Origin of the sequence: Alteromonas sp. BL110, from assembly GCF_003443615.1 — a bacterium.
GTDB lineage: Bacteria > Pseudomonadota > Gammaproteobacteria > Enterobacterales > Alteromonadaceae > Alteromonas.
Genome location: NZ_CP031967.1, coordinates 3,632,987 through 3,652,263, shown reverse-complemented (window position 1 = coordinate 3,652,263; position 19,277 = coordinate 3,632,987). Strand labels below are relative to the sequence as shown.

Annotated in this window: 18 protein-coding genes; 9 read left to right on the top strand and 9 right to left on the bottom strand. The window is 42.2% G+C overall.

All coding sequences use genetic code 11. The features are described from left to right. Positions 1-449: 449 nt before the first annotated feature. A complete protein-coding gene (locus D1814_RS15775) occupies positions 450-1,103 on the top strand; it encodes a dUTP diphosphatase (RefSeq protein WP_118494119.1) in 654 nt (217 codons plus the stop codon). Between the two features lie 223 nt (positions 1,104-1,326). Here D1814_RS15775 and D1814_RS15770 read toward each other — a convergent pair whose 3' ends face one another. The 7 genes from D1814_RS15770 to D1814_RS19435 all read right to left on the bottom strand — a co-directional run bounded on the left by D1814_RS15770 (position 1,327) and on the right by D1814_RS19435 (position 11,027). Then, the gene (locus D1814_RS15770; protein WP_118494116.1) at positions 1,327-3,006 is read right to left on the bottom strand and encodes an AMP-binding protein; all 1,680 of its coding nucleotides are present in this window, start codon (positions 3,004-3,006) and stop codon (positions 1,327-1,329) included. Positions 3,007-3,224: 218 nt separating this feature from the next. Then, complete coding sequence (locus D1814_RS15765; RefSeq protein WP_118494113.1) at positions 3,225-7,397, bottom strand: EAL domain-containing protein; 4,173 nt, start codon at positions 7,395-7,397, stop codon at positions 3,225-3,227. A gap of 243 nt (positions 7,398-7,640) precedes the next feature. After that, positions 7,641-9,026, bottom strand: a complete 1,386-nt coding sequence (locus D1814_RS15760; protein WP_118494110.1) for a ribonuclease J — start codon at positions 9,024-9,026, stop codon at positions 7,641-7,643. A gap of 67 nt (positions 9,027-9,093) precedes the next feature. Further along, on the bottom strand, positions 9,094-9,327 hold the full coding sequence (locus D1814_RS15755) for a DUF2789 domain-containing protein (protein ID WP_118494107.1): 234 nt from the start codon (positions 9,325-9,327) through the stop codon (positions 9,094-9,096). A gap of 164 nt (positions 9,328-9,491) precedes the next feature. Next, positions 9,492-9,842, bottom strand: coding sequence for a DUF2750 domain-containing protein (locus tag D1814_RS15750; protein WP_118494104.1), 351 nt, complete (start codon positions 9,840-9,842; stop codon positions 9,492-9,494). Between the two features lie 72 nt (positions 9,843-9,914). After that, the gene (locus D1814_RS15745) at positions 9,915-10,745 is read right to left on the bottom strand and encodes a LysR family transcriptional regulator (RefSeq protein ID WP_118494101.1); all 831 of its coding nucleotides are present in this window, start codon (positions 10,743-10,745) and stop codon (positions 9,915-9,917) included. A 114-nt stretch (positions 10,746-10,859) separates the two neighbouring features. After that, positions 10,860-11,027 (bottom strand): hypothetical protein, encoded by a 168-nt coding sequence (locus tag D1814_RS19435; protein WP_162889835.1) that lies wholly within the window; start codon positions 11,025-11,027, stop codon positions 10,860-10,862. Positions 11,028-11,424: 397 nt separating this feature from the next. On the opposite strand from D1814_RS19435, the gene maoP reads away from it, so the two are divergent. Then, positions 11,425-11,781 carry a DUF413 domain-containing protein gene (gene maoP / locus D1814_RS15740; RefSeq protein WP_118494098.1) on the top strand — a complete coding sequence of 119 codons (357 nt, stop codon included), beginning with the start codon at positions 11,425-11,427 and terminating at the stop codon, positions 11,779-11,781. 200 nt (positions 11,782-11,981) lie between these two features. Then, entirely contained in the window at positions 11,982-12,722 is a 741-nt protein-coding gene (locus D1814_RS15735) for a PRC-barrel domain-containing protein (RefSeq protein ID WP_118494094.1), read from the top strand. Between the two features lie 82 nt (positions 12,723-12,804). Here D1814_RS15735 and D1814_RS15730 read toward each other — a convergent pair whose 3' ends face one another. Next, positions 12,805-13,116 carry an ArsR/SmtB family transcription factor gene (locus D1814_RS15730; RefSeq protein ID WP_118494091.1) on the bottom strand — a complete coding sequence of 104 codons (312 nt, stop codon included), beginning with the start codon at positions 13,114-13,116 and terminating at the stop codon, positions 12,805-12,807. A 189-nt stretch (positions 13,117-13,305) separates the two neighbouring features. Here D1814_RS15730 and D1814_RS15725 point away from each other — a divergent pair, with 189 nt between their 5' ends. Together D1814_RS15725 and D1814_RS15720 are read left to right on the top strand one after the other, a co-directional pair. Beyond that, a complete protein-coding gene (locus D1814_RS15725; protein ID WP_118494089.1) occupies positions 13,306-13,656 on the top strand; it encodes a rhodanese-like domain-containing protein in 351 nt (116 codons plus the stop codon). A gap of 53 nt (positions 13,657-13,709) precedes the next feature. Beyond that, positions 13,710-14,633: a LysR family transcriptional regulator gene (locus D1814_RS15720; RefSeq protein ID WP_118494085.1), complete on the top strand. Its 924-nt coding sequence runs from the start codon at positions 13,710-13,712 to the stop codon at positions 14,631-14,633. A gap of 8 nt (positions 14,634-14,641) precedes the next feature. Here the strand turns inward: D1814_RS15720 and D1814_RS15715 are convergent, their stop codons facing one another. Then, positions 14,642-15,247, bottom strand: coding sequence for an exopolysaccharide biosynthesis protein (locus D1814_RS15715; protein ID WP_118494082.1), 606 nt, complete (start codon positions 15,245-15,247; stop codon positions 14,642-14,644). Positions 15,248-15,731: 484 nt separating this feature from the next. On the opposite strand from D1814_RS15715, the gene D1814_RS15710 reads away from it, so the two are divergent. From D1814_RS15710 to D1814_RS15695, 4 genes are read left to right on the top strand one after another with little or no spacing between them, the layout of a single operon-like run. After that, the gene (locus D1814_RS15710) at positions 15,732-17,063 is read left to right on the top strand and encodes a sigma-54-dependent transcriptional regulator (RefSeq protein ID WP_118494078.1); all 1,332 of its coding nucleotides are present in this window, start codon (positions 15,732-15,734) and stop codon (positions 17,061-17,063) included. 15 nt (positions 17,064-17,078) lie between these two features. Continuing rightward, positions 17,079-17,303: a hypothetical protein gene (locus D1814_RS15705; RefSeq protein WP_118494075.1), complete on the top strand. Its 225-nt coding sequence runs from the start codon at positions 17,079-17,081 to the stop codon at positions 17,301-17,303. Positions 17,304-17,307: 4 nt separating this feature from the next. Then, positions 17,308-18,825 carry a sensor histidine kinase gene (locus tag D1814_RS15700; protein ID WP_118494072.1) on the top strand — a complete coding sequence of 506 codons (1,518 nt, stop codon included), beginning with the start codon at positions 17,308-17,310 and terminating at the stop codon, positions 18,823-18,825. Continuing rightward, complete coding sequence (locus D1814_RS15695) at positions 18,815-19,267, top strand: response regulator (protein WP_025255558.1); 453 nt, start codon at positions 18,815-18,817, stop codon at positions 19,265-19,267. Before D1814_RS15700 ends, D1814_RS15695 begins: the two co-directional genes overlap by 11 nt. Positions 19,268-19,277: the final 10 nt, after the last annotated feature.

Here is a 19,277-nt window from a genome sequence, read left to right as displayed (position 1 = left end):
AATTCGGTAGCAAGCAAGAGAAGAAGAAATTGAGTGCTCAGATCTTTGAGGAAAATAAAAGTATCGTTTTTCAGACAAAAAAAACCCATACAGACCTCAGGACACGAAAAATCTGTATGGGTAAGGTTTACGGTCTACTCAGTAACAACGTGAATAAGCGTTGCCTGGCACTCATTCACGTTAGCGCTACTGGGCAGCACTGTTAACGCTTTAGATTTTGCAGGTTGAGTGCCAACTTTTTAATTCTTACAATTCATACACTTAGTAAAAATGCGAAAATATGACTATTCAGTCATGGTTTTACTCTGGTGCAAGTGCACCACAAGCAAGCATTCAGTAAAGAGGGGCTGTAATATTGTTGGCTAAAATTTAGCAGTTTCTCCTTAAGCAGCATTCAAGTACAATTTCGCCTTTAAAAATGCATCACATTTTCACGCTCAGGAGCAACAATGTTAACCGCCCAACAACTCGCCACCATGCTTTCTCTTCAAGATAAAATGAACGCCAAGGTAAATCCAGACTGGCTAAATGCAGGTTATGGTTACTTGCGTGCAGCAATGGTTGAGTCGGTTGAAGCTATTGAGCACCACGGTTGGAAATGGTGGAAAGCACAGCAAAAAGACTTACCTCAGCTTCAAATGGAACTAGTGGATATATGGCACTTTGCGCTGAGCGCCTGCATTATTGAATATAAAGGTGACATCACTGAGTCAGCCAAAAGTATTGCGTCTGAACTAGCAAGTGGCAATACGCAAGTGGCCTTCGATGGTAAAGACTACGACGCATCTAATCAGTCGCTTCTTGATAATTTAGAATTAATGACAGGTCTATGCGCCGCTAAACGCTTCAGCGTTCCTTTGTTCATGTTTATTGTGAGCCAATGCGAAATGTCGGCTGACGAATTGTATCGTCAGTATGTCGGTAAAAATGTTCTTAATTTCTTCCGCCAAGATAACGGTTACAAAGAAGGAACATACGTCAAAGTATGGGAAGGACGTGAAGACAATGAACATTTAGTTGAGGTGATGGACGCTCTTGACTTAACTAAGCCTGAGTTTAGCGATTTAGTGTATGAAGGGTTGCGCGCTCGCTACCCTTCGTAAACCTGGTAAAGGCGCATTCTAGTGGCATGCTGATTGTAAGCGTGGTGCAAACAAAATAGCGGTGGTGCGTAATAAATAGCGAATGGAAGGTAAAGAGCGCAGAAACGAAAGGAATAGCCGGCTTAACGCCTAGCGCCCTTTGTATAACACTTTTCATAAAAAAGCTCTGTCAAAGACAGAGCTTTTAAAATCTCGTTAGAAACAATGCTGCTAATCAGTCTGTTTACGCGTCAACCCAGACCAATTTATCGCTGTAGCTACCCTGTATAATGTCAACGAAGCGATCTTCTAACACATGACGCTTAACTTTAAGTGTTGGTGTAAGTAAGTCGTTCTCGATACTCCATTCGTTTTTCATTATTACAACGCGGTCCATTACCTGATGGCTTTCTAATTTAGCGTTTATAGCTTCAAAGGTTTTCTTAAGGCTAGCTTCAATGCTGGCTTTATCTTTCTTCTGCGCTTCTTCACTTAACACTAACAATGCCACTGGCTGAGGCAGATTTGTACCCGTTACACACACCTGTTCAACTATAGGGTTTTCCATAAATTTAGCTTCAATGGGTGCAGGCGTTACGTATTTACCCTTCGCCGTTTTAAAGATGTCCTTCAAACGACCAGTAATTTTAACGTAGCCATCGGAATCTATGACGCCTTTGTCGCCAGTGCGCAGGTAGCCGTCTTCGGTGAAAACTTCAGCGGTTTTATCGGGCTCTAAATAATATTCCAGCATGTTGCACGGCGACTTCACCTGAATTTCACCTTCCTCTGATGTGCGAACATCTACACCGTCATAAGGCTTACCGATACAACCGATTTTGTCATGTCGAAAAGGAACGCTACCAGTACCATAGGCACTGTTTTCCGTCATCCCCCACCCTTCAGAGATGTAGATACCAATTTTCGCAAACCACTCAATAACTGCTGGAGCCAGTGGTGCTGAGCCGCTCGCCCATAGACGCGCATTATTTATGCCCAAACCATTTCGAATTTTCTTAGCAACGATTTTGTTTAGAAAGGGTATTTTTAGTAGGGTATCTAGTTTTTTCTGCGGCATTTTCGCCAAAACGCCCATTTGGAATTTAGTCCATAAGCGTGGAACAGAAATAAATAATGTAGGTTGGCAATGACCGACGTCGCGCTGAAATGTTGCCAAATCTTCCACAAAATGAATTTTCCCGCCACTGTAGTAGCTTGAAAGCTCTACAAGCACCCGCTCGGTTATGTGCGCAAGTGGCAAATAACTCATTGTACGATCGTTTTCGTTGATACCTAACTGGTCGAGTGAACGACGCGCTGCCCAACATGCCGTGTTGTAGCTATGCACTACCCCTTTTGGTTGCCCCGTACTCCCTGACGTGTAGATAATTGTCATCATGTCGTCCATGTTGGGCACAGGAGAGTCAGCTATCGGTGCTATATCCATAAATTCTTTCCACTGCTGTTTGGTAGCAATGTTTGGATAAGGGAACGCAACAGTGTGATACTCTGAAGGAATTGAAGCGACCTGTTCGGCAGTATTGTCTAACTTTCCTACGAACAATAGCTGCACGTCAGCGTGTTTCAGCACATACTGAATGGTATCAGGGCCGGCTGTAGAGAAAATAGGTACCGACACGTGACCTGCCATCATTATGCCCAGGTCGACAATAAACCACTGCGCACAGTTTTTAGAAAAGATACCAATACGGCTTCCTTGTGGGAAATCTAATTCACGTAAACGTGCCGCCACCTGTCGGGCTTGCTCCGCAACTTGTTTCCAAGTGTAGTCGTGATATTCACCGTTGATCGGCTGCGTAAGAAATACGTCGTTGCCACGGTTTTTTTCCCAGTGGTACAACATACTTAATGGCGATGTTATTACTTCCGTGGTATTTGCGTTTACTGTCATGTCTAGCGGCATAAGTCACTCATATGTTGTTATAATGTAGCTCATTTTTACAATGATTTCACAGTCTTCTAATAAGCCTTATTTTTTATTGAAAAACAAGCTTTTTAAACAAGCGTTTACATTATTTGCGATGAATAACAACACTTTGAGCGCTGAATTTAGTTTTTTTATACATGCGGCTTTTCACTCGTTATGATTGTTTAAGATCAACAAGCCGCAACTTAGCGCCATTAGTTAGCCCAGATTTTAAACAGAATGGAGACTATTTCATCTGCTTTGCACGGTTTTGCGTAAAAATACCCTTGATGGAAGTAACACCCCCTTTCAATAAGCTCATCGACCTGCGCCTGTGTTTCAACGCCTTCCGCAACACAGCTCATGTTTAAGTTAGCCGCGAGCGCTATAGTCGTTGTTACTAAGGCTTCGTTGGCATTACCCGGTGCCATCTCATTAACAAAACTTTTATCTATTTTTAGTACCGATAACGGGTAGCGTTTTAAATAGCTTAGCGATGAATATCCAGTCCCGAAATCGTCTAAAGCTAAAATAAAACCTTCTTTAACGAACCGCTCAATTTGCCTTAAAGCATTATCGCTATCGTCCATCAGAACGCCTTCGGTAATCTCAAATCTAAATGCTTCTTTTGGTAAACCAAACTCGCTCAACAGGCTTAATACACCACTTAAATCGAACTCAGTTTTAAAATGAAGAGCAGATAAGTTTATTGACACATACCCATCGAAGCCTTTTTCGTACCACGATGACAGGTCTTCTGCCGCGCGGCGCATGGCTTGTCTCGTCACTTCAATAATGTATTTAAACTCTTCTAAAATTGGGATAAATTGATCGGGGAATAGCGGTTTCTCGTCTAATCTTCCCCTTAACAGGAGCTCTACTCCAATCGTTTTATTAGTTCTAGCATCTATGATCGGCTGATAATGGTTAAAGAAGCAATCATCAGAATAAGCGCGTTTTACTTTGTTTTCTATCTGCAGGCGCGTTTTCGCACGCTCATTCATATCACTAGTAAAATAAGTAAAACCGCTCAGCGCATCTTTTTTAGCGCTGTACATAGCTACATCGGCTTGCTTGATAAGCTCTGCAGGTTCAGACGCATCTTCAGGGTAAAAAGCAACACCAATACTACAAGACACACGAAGCACTTCTTCAGCCAATGAAATTGGTGTTTCTACTGATTCAATAATTTGCGCTACAAATGAGCTTAAGTCATCGTGCGCCCCCACTTCTTCGATTACAATAACGAATTCATCACCACCAAGTCGCGCAACCGTTCCCGACTCCGCCACCAGGTTTCGCATTCTATTAGCCACAATGCGAAGAAGTTTGTCGCCATAATCGTGACCTAGGGAATCATTTATGCCTTTAAATCTGTCTAAATCGACAAACATTACCGCTACACGGTGCCCATGGTGACGCGCAAGCCCTATGGCGTGTTCAAGTCTATCAAGAAGCAACGTTCTGTTGACCAAACCAGTAAGGCTGTCGTAGGTGGCAATTTTAAGCAGTTTGCGTTCTGCATTTTTTTGCTCGGTGATGTCAGATATAACTATCAGGTAGTGTTCCGCATCATTAGATTCGCCACTTACCGCTGTTATATCTATCAACACGTCGTAACGCTTACCGTCGGCACCATCAATAACGGTCTCATCTTTCCAAAAGTCACCGCCTTGCATTTCCGGCAACTTGCCCGAAAGGTGTCGATTGAGGTTGGGATAACGCAGGTAAAGGCGAGCTAATTGTTTAGGTAGTGGATCCCTGCTATTAAATCCAAACACCTGCTCAAAGGCGGGATTAGCAGCAACCAATCGCTTGTCTTTATCGAAAATTAATACCCAGTCCCGGGTTTGTCTAAACGCATCGCTAAATAAGGTAACTTGTTGCTGTGCTTTTTGAAGCCTAAATAAATGACGCTGTCTAGAGAGTAAATAAGCCACTAAAAGGCCAACAACAAGCGTAGCATATAGGGAATACGCGAGTGGTGAACGAAGTGGAGCATAAGGCATAGAAAGGGTTATTTCCGCCGGTAACACGTTAAATTCAAAGCTACCGGGCGTGGGGGCCACGGTAAAGATATAATCGCCTGGCTCTATGTTGGTAAAGGTTATCTTAGCATCGTCGGTAACGCCTTCAGTTACCACGCGGTCACCATTAAGAAGCTTATAGTAATATTTAACTTTACCTACTCCAGACATGGCGAGCGAAGAAAAGTGAATGGTTAACCCATAGTCTTCATAGTTTAAATTAAAGTGGTGACCACTTAAGTTTTTTAAAGGCTGGCTAAGAGCACGATTGTCTACCGCAACTTCTGTAATCGCTGTTTTTTTGCTTAGAAGGCTCTTGTCGGTCTCTAAACTTTCAAGCTGCGAAGCCGAGAATACAACGGCCCCGCTTGTTGAACCATAGGCAAGCCTTCCATCATTAAGCTTTAGTGATGCACCTTGATTAAATTCAGAAACACTTAACTCACGACCGTAAATAAAATTTTTGATTTGTGCAGTGGAGGGATTGTACCGGTGAAGGCCTTTATGCGAGCTAAACCAAACGTTCCCAAACTCATCTTTTTGAAGCCCGTAAACTATGTTTGATAACAAAATATTGGTGTCATTCAAATTGTATAGAGGTTCGAAAGTATCGGCATCGACGCCAATTAACCCAACACCACTATAGGCAAGCCAAAGTACGCCCATATCGTCAATGACCCAAGATGATATTGAGCGCTCGTTTCCGCGCTGCGACTCAGGGAAACGATAAACAAGTTCATGCCGCGAAGTCTCAGGATCTATTAACCACAAACCTCCCTTGGTAGCCAGAAACAACCTATTATTGTGATAGGTAGACTGCCCTATAAAGCCATAAGAGAAATTGATATCGAAAACTCGTGGGTCTAAATTGAGTGGAGAGACGGTTTTATTATTAATGTCATATTTATAAAAACCTTCATAGCCAATAAAGTATAAAATATCCTCGTTAGATAGAACCATGCCGGGGATATAGGTATCAAAAACACCATTACCTCCTTCATTGAGTACTTCGGGGCGAGATATTTTTCCCGTTTTCGGGTCGAATACTCGGATGCCTTCATAAGTACTTACGAACAGTTTTCCGTTTTGCAAAGGGATAATTTTATCTACCGCCCCTTTACCATAAACTTCGTCGTCAAAATAAAGAAACTTATCAGATGTTTTTGTCGTGAAGTCATAGTGATTTAGCCCATTTTGAGTACCTATCCATATTTTATTGGGCTCTGTTTCCGCGAAGGTCCACACTACATGGCTGGTTAGCGCACTTTCTGCTCCCGCTCGCTCGTTCTGAATGGCAAAAATATCAGCACTTTTGATACCAAAGTATAGCGCGCCGGCATAGACTGAACTCATCCACAAGTTATCAGCTTCGTCTTTCGCTATTGCGGTAATTTTTTTATTCGAGATTTCGGTGAACCCGTTGTTGGGCTCTAAAATGTGTTCACTCTTCCAGCCAGTTGGTGTCTCAACGAGTTGATACAGACCTTTATTGGTCCCCATCCAGAAGGCATTGTCACTGAATTGCACCATAGTCCACACATTTCTATCTGTAACTACCTGCTTAAATACATTTTTTTTAAGGTTGTTTACTTGCCCTAAAAAATCGTTTTTCTGTGCGACGAATACGCCAAGTACCGTTGAAATCCATACTCTGTTTTGGTCATCCAATAGCAGGAATTTCGCATTAATATTGTCAATGTTTTGTGGAATATCACCTAAGTAATCTAGGCTAACCAAGGGTTGCTCAGTATCTTGGATATTTTTTACGTACACGCCTTTTGACGTTGCTACCAACAAGATATCGTCGATGGTAATGGCTGCGCGAATGATATGGTTATTTTCCAAAAGCTCTGTAGGTAGCTTTGCAATGCGAATTAATTTACTGTTTTCAGTATCAAATAACTGAACTTCTTCGTTTAGCGCCATGACCAATTTATTTGGGGTGTACCAATGGAATGTTTCAGCATGTTGGACAACACCTTCTATATCGTGGTAACTCGCGGGCTCTATTTGAACGACTTTTTGCGTGGTTAAATCCAGATAGTAGTTACCTTGGCCAAAGATGCTAAACCAAAGCCCTTCAGAACCTTGCAGCGCTAATCGGTGAACCGAGGCATCAAGCAGCGTTTTTGTTGAATCCGTTATCCGTTTAGTTCTTACACCATCCCAGCGCACTAAACCACCTTCTGTGGCAATCCATACAAACCCATCTTCACTTATTGCAATGTCGTTTACGACATCCTGAGGCAGGCCGTTTTTTGTCGAAAGCGATTGAAAAACTGGGTTGGTAAGCCGTGGAGAAGCCTCTGCATAAGTACAAACAGTAAAAACCAAGAGAATCAGGTAGGATAAAAACTTCATCACAAGTTGTTCGCATAATTTAAATTTTTATTATGTATTTAAGTGTATCAGAATGTACGAAACATGGGCAGATTCAAAACAAGGTTTTTGCAAAACTCCATAATAGAGCTATCACATTGATATTAGTAATTTTATTTAACTTAAGCACGAGAGGTAAGTTGCGCGAAAAGTACGCCTTTAGGGGGGGATTAATGGTTAAATCACGTAGGGCTAGGCGTCTTATATTCTATAATTTCCGAAGATTTACTCTTGTTGAACAGGTACCCGTCCTACTGGCACGACTTGACGGCGGATGCTGGGCTGCGGCGATAACCGGTACAAATCACCATTTTGACCCACATAGTGTTTCATTACCCCACATGCCTTAGCAATATCTGCATGTGCCTGTAAATGCTCATGTTCACCATGAACCGGGATAGCAATTTTAGGTTTAACCCAGTGATACATGAGTTTTAGTTCCTCCGCGCAAGGATGGCCACTGGCGTGTATAGGCAAGGTGCTATCTTCGCTGTGAATAACAGTAACGCCTTTTGCCGACAGTACTTTACTTAAGCGCCCTACACTCTCTTCGTTGCCAGGGATTATGATAGAAGAAAATATAACAGCGTCGCCTTTGTCCAAACTTAAATGTGGATGATTGTCGCGAGCCAAACGGGCTAAGGCTGTATTTTTCTCCCCCTGACTTCCCGTTGCAACTGCTAAAACCTCATGGGGGGGTAAGTAACCCAGGTGTTGAGGATCGGTTATCGGTAAATCGTCGGGCCAAATGCCTTGCTGCTTAGCAATACTGTACATATTTAATAATGAACGTCCGTAGAGCGCCATGTATCGTTTCGTTTTTTTAGCAATTTTAGCTAACGAAATAAGCCTTGCGATGTTGCTGCCGAAGCACCCCACAACCACCCTGCCACTAAGCGGCAAAATAGTACTGAGTAAGCCGTCATAACAATTTCTTTCGGAGATGGAAAATCCAGGCTTTGGCGCGTTTGTAGAATCGCCCACTAACGCAAGGATGTTTTCGTTACCTAGTTGCTTGTAAAGGTCTACATCGAAAGGTAAACCTGTAATGGGGTTTGCATCGATTTTCCAGTCAGCAGTGTGTAAAACAGTACCTGCGGGGGTTTTAATTTTGAGCGCGAAGGGTTCAGGCAAAGAGTGCGTAATTGCTAACCAACTCACGCTAAATGGCCCTATCTGGCGAGTTTCACCAGCCTCTACTTCAACGATAGGAATACGATTGGCAAGCTTGCTCCTTGCGAGCTTCCGCCTTAAGACTTCAGCGGTAAATGAGGTAGTGAATATTGGTTTTTGAAACCGCTCCCAAAGATAAGGAATAGCGCCCACGTGATCCTCATGAGCATGCGTGATTACTATGCCAGCCAGTGAATCTTTTTGCTTCGCTATGAAAGTCGGATCAGGCGCCACTACTCTATGCGCAGCGCCCTTTATCGAAGCCTTGCCACCCGATACGTTGCTTTTGTACCCCGGAATGAGGGGTTCATCAAATGATACACCACAATCTACCATCAGCCATTGACAATCGTGCCCGTATAAATTTAAATTCATTCCGATTTCGCCTGTCCCACCTAACGGGACAAACCACAAATCATCAATGTTTGGGTGCAACAAAGCGTTTACTGCCTTTTTTAAAGATTAGAAATAAGGTATGAGAGCGGTAGATACATGCTAAAAAGTTTTATTCGTGCAGTTCTGCATTTAGCTGGTCAATAACCTCAGCCCATGCAGCATCTTCTATGATAGCATCCTTTAAAAATGCGGACTGGCTTTCATTCCAGTAAGGCGCCTCGTGTAGGTGCTGGCTTTTATTTAGTCCTTTATGTGTTTCGAAAAACTCTGCAATTTCTTCGTCTGAACTTCCTAGACCGAGTTGACTAAATAGGCTGTTCATTGTGGGCTGTTCAGTAAACATAACGCCTCCTTGGGTCATTTAATAACGAGATACATAGATACGATTAAGCGGCGTGAGGATTACACTACCGCTCAATTGATTCCATCTAGTTACTAGGTAATTACCTTAAGCTTTATGCTTAAGATCACCCGGAACTTTTGAACTCACAGCGTCCTGAACAACTATTAAAGATACTCGGCAAACTCTTGTGGTGAAATCACCTCACCTTCTTCAGCTGGAACAGGACAAATAATGACCATAAGTTCGTCTTGCGTCATACCTGGAACCCATTTGGTTAAAAACTCCTTAGTGGTGAGTTCCATTGCTTCACAATGCGCCCAATCTTCTGTAGCCCACAAAAGCGCAAGTTCAGCGTCTGGCCAAACTGGTACACCGTCTTCCTCGTCAGTCGTTAGCATAACGCAACCGTGTTCATCTTTAAGGATAAACAATTTTTGTTCGGCTTTGATCGTCGCCAGGCTAGTTTCTAATCGTTGAAACGCGTTTTTTTCTAATAAAGGGTGTATTTGAGACATAGTACTCTCTTTTCAATTCTGTCATTCATTGGCCATATGTTATGGCACTCGCGCAAAACCTATTGGTTGCATTTAACTTACTGTAGATACGCTGTCTATTATCTCTGCAAGGCCCACGCGTCGTATTTGCTTCATGCTGTGTATGTATAACCTTAATGGTACATTTTCAAGGGTTCTTATTTTAGTTACGTTAACATTGGCCGGTATTTGATTTTCTATATTGGTGGGCAGCACGGCTATCCCCCCTTCGCTGAGTAAGTTATTTAGAGCAAGATTTAGCGAATTTGTCCGTAATTTTGCATCGCGAAGCTGCGGGTAGGCGGTAAGAAGCCAGTCTCTTGCCTTGCTACCCCAGTCAATTGCGACGAAGTCAGCTGCATTAACAGCATCCGAGTTCTTTCCAACGCGATAAAGTGCTATTTCGTGTTCCATCAATACGGTGCTATTTACCTCTTCAGATTTGAGTGGCTCAGTAGAAAAAGCGAGATCTGTAACTCTTTCGTGCAGTTGGCGTGAAAGCGCGTCCAACGTCAACACTTCTGCCTTTACAGACCAATCAGGAAATGAGTTGTGAAGATGGCTGAGCATTGTGGGCAACAGTAGTTCGCTTGCTAGCTGTGTTGCGCCACAGACCACATACTCAGACGACTGGATTTGCAGCTCTTGCTTTGCTTCGTTGAGCGTGGCACATAATTGCTTTGCGTATGGTAGCAGCTTTTCTCCGGACTGCGTGAGCTGGATACTGTTACGCTGCCTAATAAAAAGCGTTGTGTGAAAATACTCTTCAAGCAACTTTATTCTAGCACTAACGGCAGATTGGGTGAGGTAAAGGTTTTCAGCGGCTTTACCGAAGTGACGAGTTTTTGTCACCTCTATGAAAGTGGTGAGAAAGCGTATGTCCATGCTTTGTGTACAACCGAATTGATATGGCTTTAAACTGCCACACATAATACGGTAAGTAAATACAAATGCACAGAAGCGCACCCCTTAAACCGGTGCGCTTAACTAAAAATCCAGTTAATACTCTTCTTGATGCAAACGTCGCTGCTTTTCACGACGTTGCAAATCACGCTTCTGTTTTACCTTCACAGAAATATGACGCTTAGACGTAGATTTTTTCGCGTGGAGCTCTTCCTCTTCTACCGAGTCCCATTCATCACGCTGGTAACGATAGTCTTTACTCATTGACTTCTCTGGGTTGTTAACACACCTCAATTATTATCCTAAGCCGAAAAATAGAAAACGAATTTTAATCATCGTAGCGATAAGAATTTTTCATTACGTTCTTCATGGATTTTCACAAACGCGTTTCGCAAAAACATGTGTCATTTTTGTTACAATCCGCCCACAGCCGCAACTTGTTAGAAACCCCTATTTTAGATATATATTTCAGATAGTTAGATAAGTTAAAAACTGAACTCATCGTTCCCAAAGCAATCCATCAACAAAAATATGTTTCTCATTTGCTATTACTTTTTAACCCGTTAAAAATTTTTTATTGATAAGAGAAAAATCTTTTGTTTTATCTTCATTTTTATTTATTTTAAAAGTGCGCTGAACAAAACATTACGTTGGGTACAACATGAAAAGTTTAGCTATTCGACTATCTGCAAAACCATATATTGACCGTCAAAAATTTCCCTATGGTTTTCGTAAATCAGGTGATTTCAGTATAAATGAAGCCGATCTTTTAACTAACTACGGCAAGACCTTAATAGGTCTTGAAAGCGGTGAACTTTCGCCAGAAAGTGAAGATGAGCAACATTTCGTTGCATTCATTAATGGCAAAGTTGAAGCTGTGAATAACCTTGAAAAAGCGTGGGCAAAATATGTCAGGCTGGCGAGAGGGAAAAAACATTTTTATACCCTTCATAGCAGTGCTAGTAATCAATCAGAATACGATGATGATTATTCTGATGAAGAATTTGATGTAGCCTAAGCTTAAAACATACCGGTCTAGGTTAGAAGCTCGCTCAGGCGAGCTTTTTTGTTTTAGACGATAAATGATCCCAATCAAGTCTAAGCAAGAAGAAAATGAAGAAAGGTTAAGGACTGTCTACACTTAGAGTATTAAAGAGTGACGCTAACTAATTTTAGCTGTCTCTCTATACAAAGAGCCCTAGCAAAGGAGGCGCAACGATGATCATTAGTTCAAAACAGCTTACTCATTTTTCTATTCATGCCGTTGATGACAAAGTAGGCGGCATCCGCGATATTCTTTTTGACGATGAAACGTTTACCGTACGTTACCTGGTTGCAGATACAAATACGTGGCTTCCACTTAGCAGAAAAGTGGTAATTTCTCCCATCGCCGTAACAGAACTTGATAGTAGTGATGACACTGTTCATGTAAATATGACTGTTGAAAAGTTAAAGAACAGCCCATCAATTGACGAACATAAACCTGTTTCTCGTGAATATGAAGAGAACCTCTTTAAATATTTCGGCTACGGCTACTACTGGATTGGGCCCGGGGCTTGGGGAGAATTTGCACATCCCAATGAGCTTGTTGAATTACAGCAAGCGGAGGAATCTGAAACACTCCATCCTAAAAAAACAAGCAATCACCTGAGGGCTGTAGGAGAAGTAGGTGGCTATGAAGTTGCCACGACTACTGACAATGTTGGTCACATAAGCAACTTTATCATTGATACGCGAAGTTGGAAAATCGTAATGCTAGTAGTTGATACCAACAACTGGCTTCCAGGCGGCAAGCATCTTGCGTTATTACCAAGCGATATTGAAAACATTGACTGGGCGGCCCACAGTGTTGCTGTCAGCCTCAGTCACGACGAGTTGGTCGAAAGACCAGAAGTTGATAGCGATAGAATTGCAGAAAAAGATTACATTGCTATGTTGTGCAAACAACACGGTAAATAATTATAGATGAAACCCTAGGGAGTCTTCAACGATACAATGTCCGTGATAGCGCGGACATTGTCGTTTAGATAACAAGAAAAAACTACTCGCAGAAGAATTCATACATAAGCGCAATAAGACGTTTCACACGCTCATCCGCAAGACGATAGTAAATCGTTTGGCCTTCCCTTCTAGTAGCTACCATTTTTGATTCTCGCAATAATGCAAGGTGTTGAGAAATCACAGGCTGTGAAACATTGACCACTTCTAGAAGCTCGGTGACCGACTTTTCCTCTTTCAATAATGAACAAAGCACCATAAGACGCGTTTTATTCGCAAATTGCTTAAGGAAGATCTCAGCTTCCACCGCATGTTCCATAATATCATCTGAACTTATTACCATATCCTCAGACATAAGCACTTCCTTTCTTTAACGTTTCTGGCAATAATTTAGCCATTAATTATACTAAAGTATAAGACATTTTGCCGACTTGCCATTATATGCGATGAATTCCGGTAATTGATATTGTTTTATTGAGTTTCCACTCGCATATTAGATACAGCTTATTCATCTTGTAAAAAGTCGTTATAAATTAGGAATGCCATGCTAATAGATATTAGAACTCGAATTGAGAACATCAGCTTCGATATTCGTTGCGTCACTGCACAAAAAGCTACTGAAGAGTTAACGCACAATAATGGCATCCTTATCGATGTAAGGGAAAGCAACGAAGCGGCGAGCCAGCCAGTTCACTGTGCCCTCAATATCCCTCGTGGGGTGCTTGAAATGAAAGTTCTAGAGAAATTCCAAGATGCGTCTATACCGCTTTACATTCATTGTGCGTCTGGCGTTCGTGCAAAATTAGCAGCCGAGCAATTAATACAAATGGGATACGAAAAGGTATCAGTTGTAACCTGTCCTATATCAACCATCAACCGTACCCTTAAAAAATGACTTGTATAAACTGTCTATGCTATAAGTAGCTAAAAACAGTCAAAGGGCGTTGTATGCTTAAATCCACATTAGAACAATGGCGTATGTTTAAAGCCGTTGTCGATGCTGGTGGCTTCAATCAAGCGGCTACAGAAGTACATAAAAGTCAATCTAGTGTTCATCACGCTGTTCAAAAGCTTGAGAACGCTATTGGTGTAACACTATTTGAAAATATTGGCCGTAAAGTACAGCTTTCTCCTCAGGGCGAACTCATGTATCGCCGCGCTTCGTTTTTGCTAAATGAAGCTCATAAGCTTGAAGCGGTAGCAAGTAGTTTAAAAGTAGGAACAGAAACAACACTGCGCATAGCTGTGGATATTATCTTCCCTTCTGAACTGTTGTATAACGTACTTGCTAAAGTCTCTGCTGAATTTCCTCTCCTGCGTATAGAGATTGAAGAAACCGTGCTAAGCGGTGCTAACGCGTTGTTAAGTAGCGGAAAAGTAGATTTGGGCATCTCTCCTTTTGTCTTTCCAAATGGTTTTAGCGAAGACTTATGTGAAATTGAGTTTGCTGCGGTGGCTCATGCCAAGCATCCTTTACATCAATTAAATAGAACTCTTACATTAGAAGACCTTAAAACTCATCGACAGATTGTAGTTCGCGATTCCTCTGCAGAACGCAAAGCAGATGTAGGTTGGCTAGGTGCAGAACAACGTTGGACGGTGAGTCACGTAAGAACATCGTTAGATATCATTGCTCAAGGATTGGGGTTTGCGTGGCTGCCTATTGCAATTATCAAAGACGAATTAGAAGACGGTACTCTTGTCCCGCTTCCTTTGGATAACAACGCTGCCTTGAGAAAGGCCCTCCTCTATCTTTCTTTTGAAGATGGAGACACCTTGGGTCCAGCAGCGCGTGCGTTTATGGGAGAACTGAGGTACCAAACAATGAATCTGCCCACTTCAGATGTTATGCTCGAGTCCTGCTCAGACTAGCAAGCATATTAACTAACCGCAGCAGGCAGATGTTGAAAGCCTAACAAAAACCCAAACAGCGATATTGATACACCTATCAAGGCGACTGCACCATCGTCTGTCGCCATTCCGACAGCCATAATGAACACTGACAATGCGGGAATTAGGCCCATAAAGGGAACAAGCTCGAGGGGGATCATTACCAAACCGCAGCCTACACAATTCAGTGCAATTAAAGAACGAAACACGGGTTGCCTCATAAAAAAACAACGGGGAACAAGAAAGCGATCGACGCTAACAGCATAGGGTTTTACTTTTTCAACAATATGGCGTAGTCGGTCAGCGTCGCAGTGTATGTCCATTACTTTTTGAGGTAACCATGGATGTCTGCTACCGAGTAAAATTTGCAATGCAATAAGTAAAATCGTCACACCGGTTAAAGAAGGTACACCTGGAATAGCGCCTAATGGCGTGCAAGCGATAAAAGATGGGAGTGCCAGCATAGGACCAAAACCACGCTTTTCCATCACTTCCCAAAAATCTGCGAAATAAAACGAATTCTGACTAGCGCGAGGCTGCATTTTTGTCAGCAGCTCTGTCAAGGTCATTGATCTTTCAGCTGTTTTTGTCCACATTTTCAATTCCTTTGATATAAATTTCGCTGTAGTCCTCTTATTTAAAAGAGCAAACGCGGTCCTTCAATACGCAAACATTACAAATCTTATCTTTATACATCACCAATAAAAGGGGTGCTCTTCTTCCAATTTGTGCGAAAAATGTGCCACAGCCTTCTTCACCAGCATCTCAAAAGTTATTGGGAATACTTTTTGCAACTGTGTGTAAATAGGTAACACCTTATGTTTATTTGATATACCGAAAGCCAATTAAATCAAATTACGATAGTGGCGTATCGAACGGTCGTTCACATTACTGAGTTTAGATATTTGAGGCGACTTATTTAAACGCTAACTTTGTGTTACTCGAACTAAACAACATAACGCTAAGAAATAAGTGACTATAAGTAGGTATCTAGTTATCTTTTCTTGCTGTTTATGATAAAACTATGACATTGATTTTCTTCCATATTTTAAATGGAAAGTAATAGAGAGGGACATCCACGTGCTAACCGTACTTTTAGTTGATGATGACGCCGAGTTTACAGAAGTAGCTTGTACTATTATTGAGTTTTTAGGCCACGACGTCCTCACAGCTGCGACATTAGCTGAAGCTCGCGACTGGCTACAAAAAGAAACTTTCGATCACGTACTGTTAGATTTTATGTTGCCCGATGGAAGTGGCGCTCATCTATTTAACGAGCTTGATGCGCTTCCTAAGCGTCCTCGCGTTACTTTGATTACCGGCCACCCATCGGTTAAGAGCGTAATTAAAGGCTTATGCGGACCTACCGTAGACTATCTCGTCAAGCCAATACAGCGCGAGGAAATCGAGGCAGTATTAAGTAAAAAAACAAAAGAAAAACAACCTAAAGAAGAAACGATTGAAAAACACTTCGACTTACTTATCGGTGAGTCACCCGTGATGAAAGAGTTATACAAACTCATTTCAAGGGTTAGCAAAACAAGCGCTAACGTTATGCTGTTAGGTGAAAGTGGCGTTGGTAAAGAAGTGGTTGCAGCTGCAATTCACCGAGCTTCAGAAAGTGAAGGCCCATATATCGCCACAAACTGCGGTGCATTCTCTAAAGAATTAATTGGTAGTGAACTATTCGGCCACGAAAAAGGCGCCTTCACCGGAGCAGTAGGTCGTAAAGAAGGTGTTTTTGAACAGGCTGAGGGAGGCACCCTTTTCTTAGATGAAATCACAGAAATGCCTATTGATATGCAGCCTAACCTTTTACGCGTACTTGAAAACAAAGTAGTGCTTCGCGTGGGAGGTACAAAGTCAATTCCGGTAAATTGTCGCGTGGTATCTGCAACAAACCGGACAATGGAAGAAATTGCGCAGAGTAAAGTATTGCGAGAAGATATTTATTTCAGGCTGGCAGTTTTCCCAATTACTATCCCACCTTTACGTGAAAGAAAAGAAGATATTCCCCTGCTAGCGAAAACCTTTATTGCCGAATTTAATAAAGACAACGGGTCTCATTTTAAATGGGAAGATAATCAACTTGAGACACTTCAAGCTTACGATTGGCCAGGTAATGTTCGTGAATTGAGACACTTTGTACATCGTGCCGCAATTATGAGCGACCCTGAGAAAAGCGAGATTGAGCTACCCAAAACTATTGAATCTCCTTTTGCACAAAAGCAAAGTACCACTCCCGCCCTTCAAGCTGGCAGAACCATTGAAGATGTAGAAAAAGAGCTTATATACGCCACATTAGAGAAAGTAAGTGGAAATAAAACCACGGCCGCAGAAATGTTAGGAATAAGTACAAAAACGCTGTACAACCGCCTTCATGCATACGGCGACCTAAGCAAAGACGAGTAATGAGAGGTATTCGATATGACTAGCGAAGAATTCTCACGGCTGAGCGTTTTCGTTCACGATGCTCGGAAACCTTTAAATAGAATATCTATGCAGGCAGAGCTAGTAAAAATGGCACTAAACGGAGACGTTGCGCCCGAAAAGGCATTAGCGGCGTTGGATAAAATAATAAGCAGTGCAAAAGACTGCAGCGAGACCCTTTCTGAAATGACGTCAGAACTGGGTGAGAATGATGCGGAATGAATAAATGATCTCTAAAATTCTGTCTTCTATTTACAGCTGGATAATTTTGGTTGTAGTCATCATTGTTGTTATGACAGCGAATTCTTTTTATGTAGTCAGTACACTTAACGACCTGTCAGCACTCGAAGCGCGGTTGTTTACCACTAACCGGGTAATCAATGCAGTAAATAGGCTTCATGTAGCGGTGCTGCGCGTAGAGTCTGGTCAAAGGGGCTACATGCTTACAGATGATGAAGAATATCTAACTGATTACACAGAAACCCTTGGCGTTATCGGCGAGTTGATGGACGAAGTGGAAGTAAGCTCCTATTCCTCTGATATCGATGAACAATCAGTAAGAATTGAGGAACTGCTTAATCTAACTAAGGCAAAGATTAACGAGGTTATCAAAGTCGTCGAACTCATAAAGGAAGGAAAGCAGAGAGACGCCATCAAATTAGTCGAAAGCGATAAAGGTATTGATCTTTACAGACGCTTTGAAGAGTTATTCCGTGAAATTGATACATCCGAACGTGGTATGCAAGGTACGCATTTAGCAAATTTAATGAGCTTGCGAAGGGACTCAGTAAACACACTGATTATCTCATCGGCTACTACCCTATTACTCGTTATTGCAGTTTTTCTATTACTGAAAATCAACTCTCGAGAGCACGAGAAGTATCAGGCCGATCTTGAATCGGTAAATGAAGATTTAGAAACTCGCATAGAAGAACGTACACAGGAACTGAGTCTCTATTCCGATGAGCTAGCCAGAAGTAACCGAGAATTAGAAGATTTTGCATTTGTCGCGTCACACGATCTGCAAGAACCTCTTCGTAAAATTCGGGCGTTCGGCAACCGGCTAGAATCGGGGTACAGCGACGTTATTGATGAGCGAGGTAAAGATTATCTTGCGCGAATGTTAAACGCAGCTGAGCGTATGTCGATGCTTATCTCCGACCTTCTCGCGTTTTCACGTGTTTCAACCCGTGGTAAAGATTTTAGTGAAGTGAGCTTAGATAATGCTATCCAAAGTGTACTGGACGATTTAGAAATCGCCATTGATGAAAAGTCGGCACAAATAGACGTAAGCGAAAATATGCCTACCATTCGAGGTGATAAAACACAGCTCGAGCAACTATTTTTAAACTTGATCTCTAACGCACTTAAATTTCAAAGTGAAGGCGTTACACCCGTTGTCAAAATCAATCTACACAAAGCAAGTGAAGAAGATACACGGGATATAATTATGTCTGAGGAATACGACTGGATAAAAATTACGGTTACCGACAACGGTATTGGTTTTGACCAGTCATTTGCAGAGAAAATATTCGCTCCATTCCAACGCCTTCACGGTAGAAGCGAGTATAAAGGCACAGGTATAGGGCTTGCTGTATGCCGAAGAATAGTAGAAAGACATAATGGTCAAATTACTGCAATGAGCGCACTAGGACACGGGGCTACGTTTTCAATAATAGTGCCGGTGGACAGCGAGCCGTTTGGTTCTAACAACAATAGTGGAGAGACACACAATGACGCGTAAACAAACCCAACCAATCAATATCTTGATGGCCGACGATGATGAAGACGATCGTCTATTAACCGTCGACGCACTACAAGAAAGTCGCGTCCTAAATAATTTGTTTTGTGTTGAAGACGGCGTGGAGTTGTTAGAGTTTCTCCGTCATGAGGGCAAATATACAGATCCTGCTTCCGCCCCTCGACCTAGCCTAATCTTGCTTGACTTAAATATGCCAAGAAAAGATGGTCGCGAAGCACTTCAGGAACTTAAAAACGACCCAAAACTACGCAGTATCCCCGTTGTTATCTTAACAACATCAAAAGAAGAGGAAGACATGCTCCGCGGTTATGACCTCGGGTGCGCTTCTTATATTACCAAACCAGTTAATTTCGAGGGATTGGTTGAACTAATGCGTGCCTTAGGACGTTATTGGATAGAGTTTGTAGAGTTACCACACGAATAAAAGAGGTACT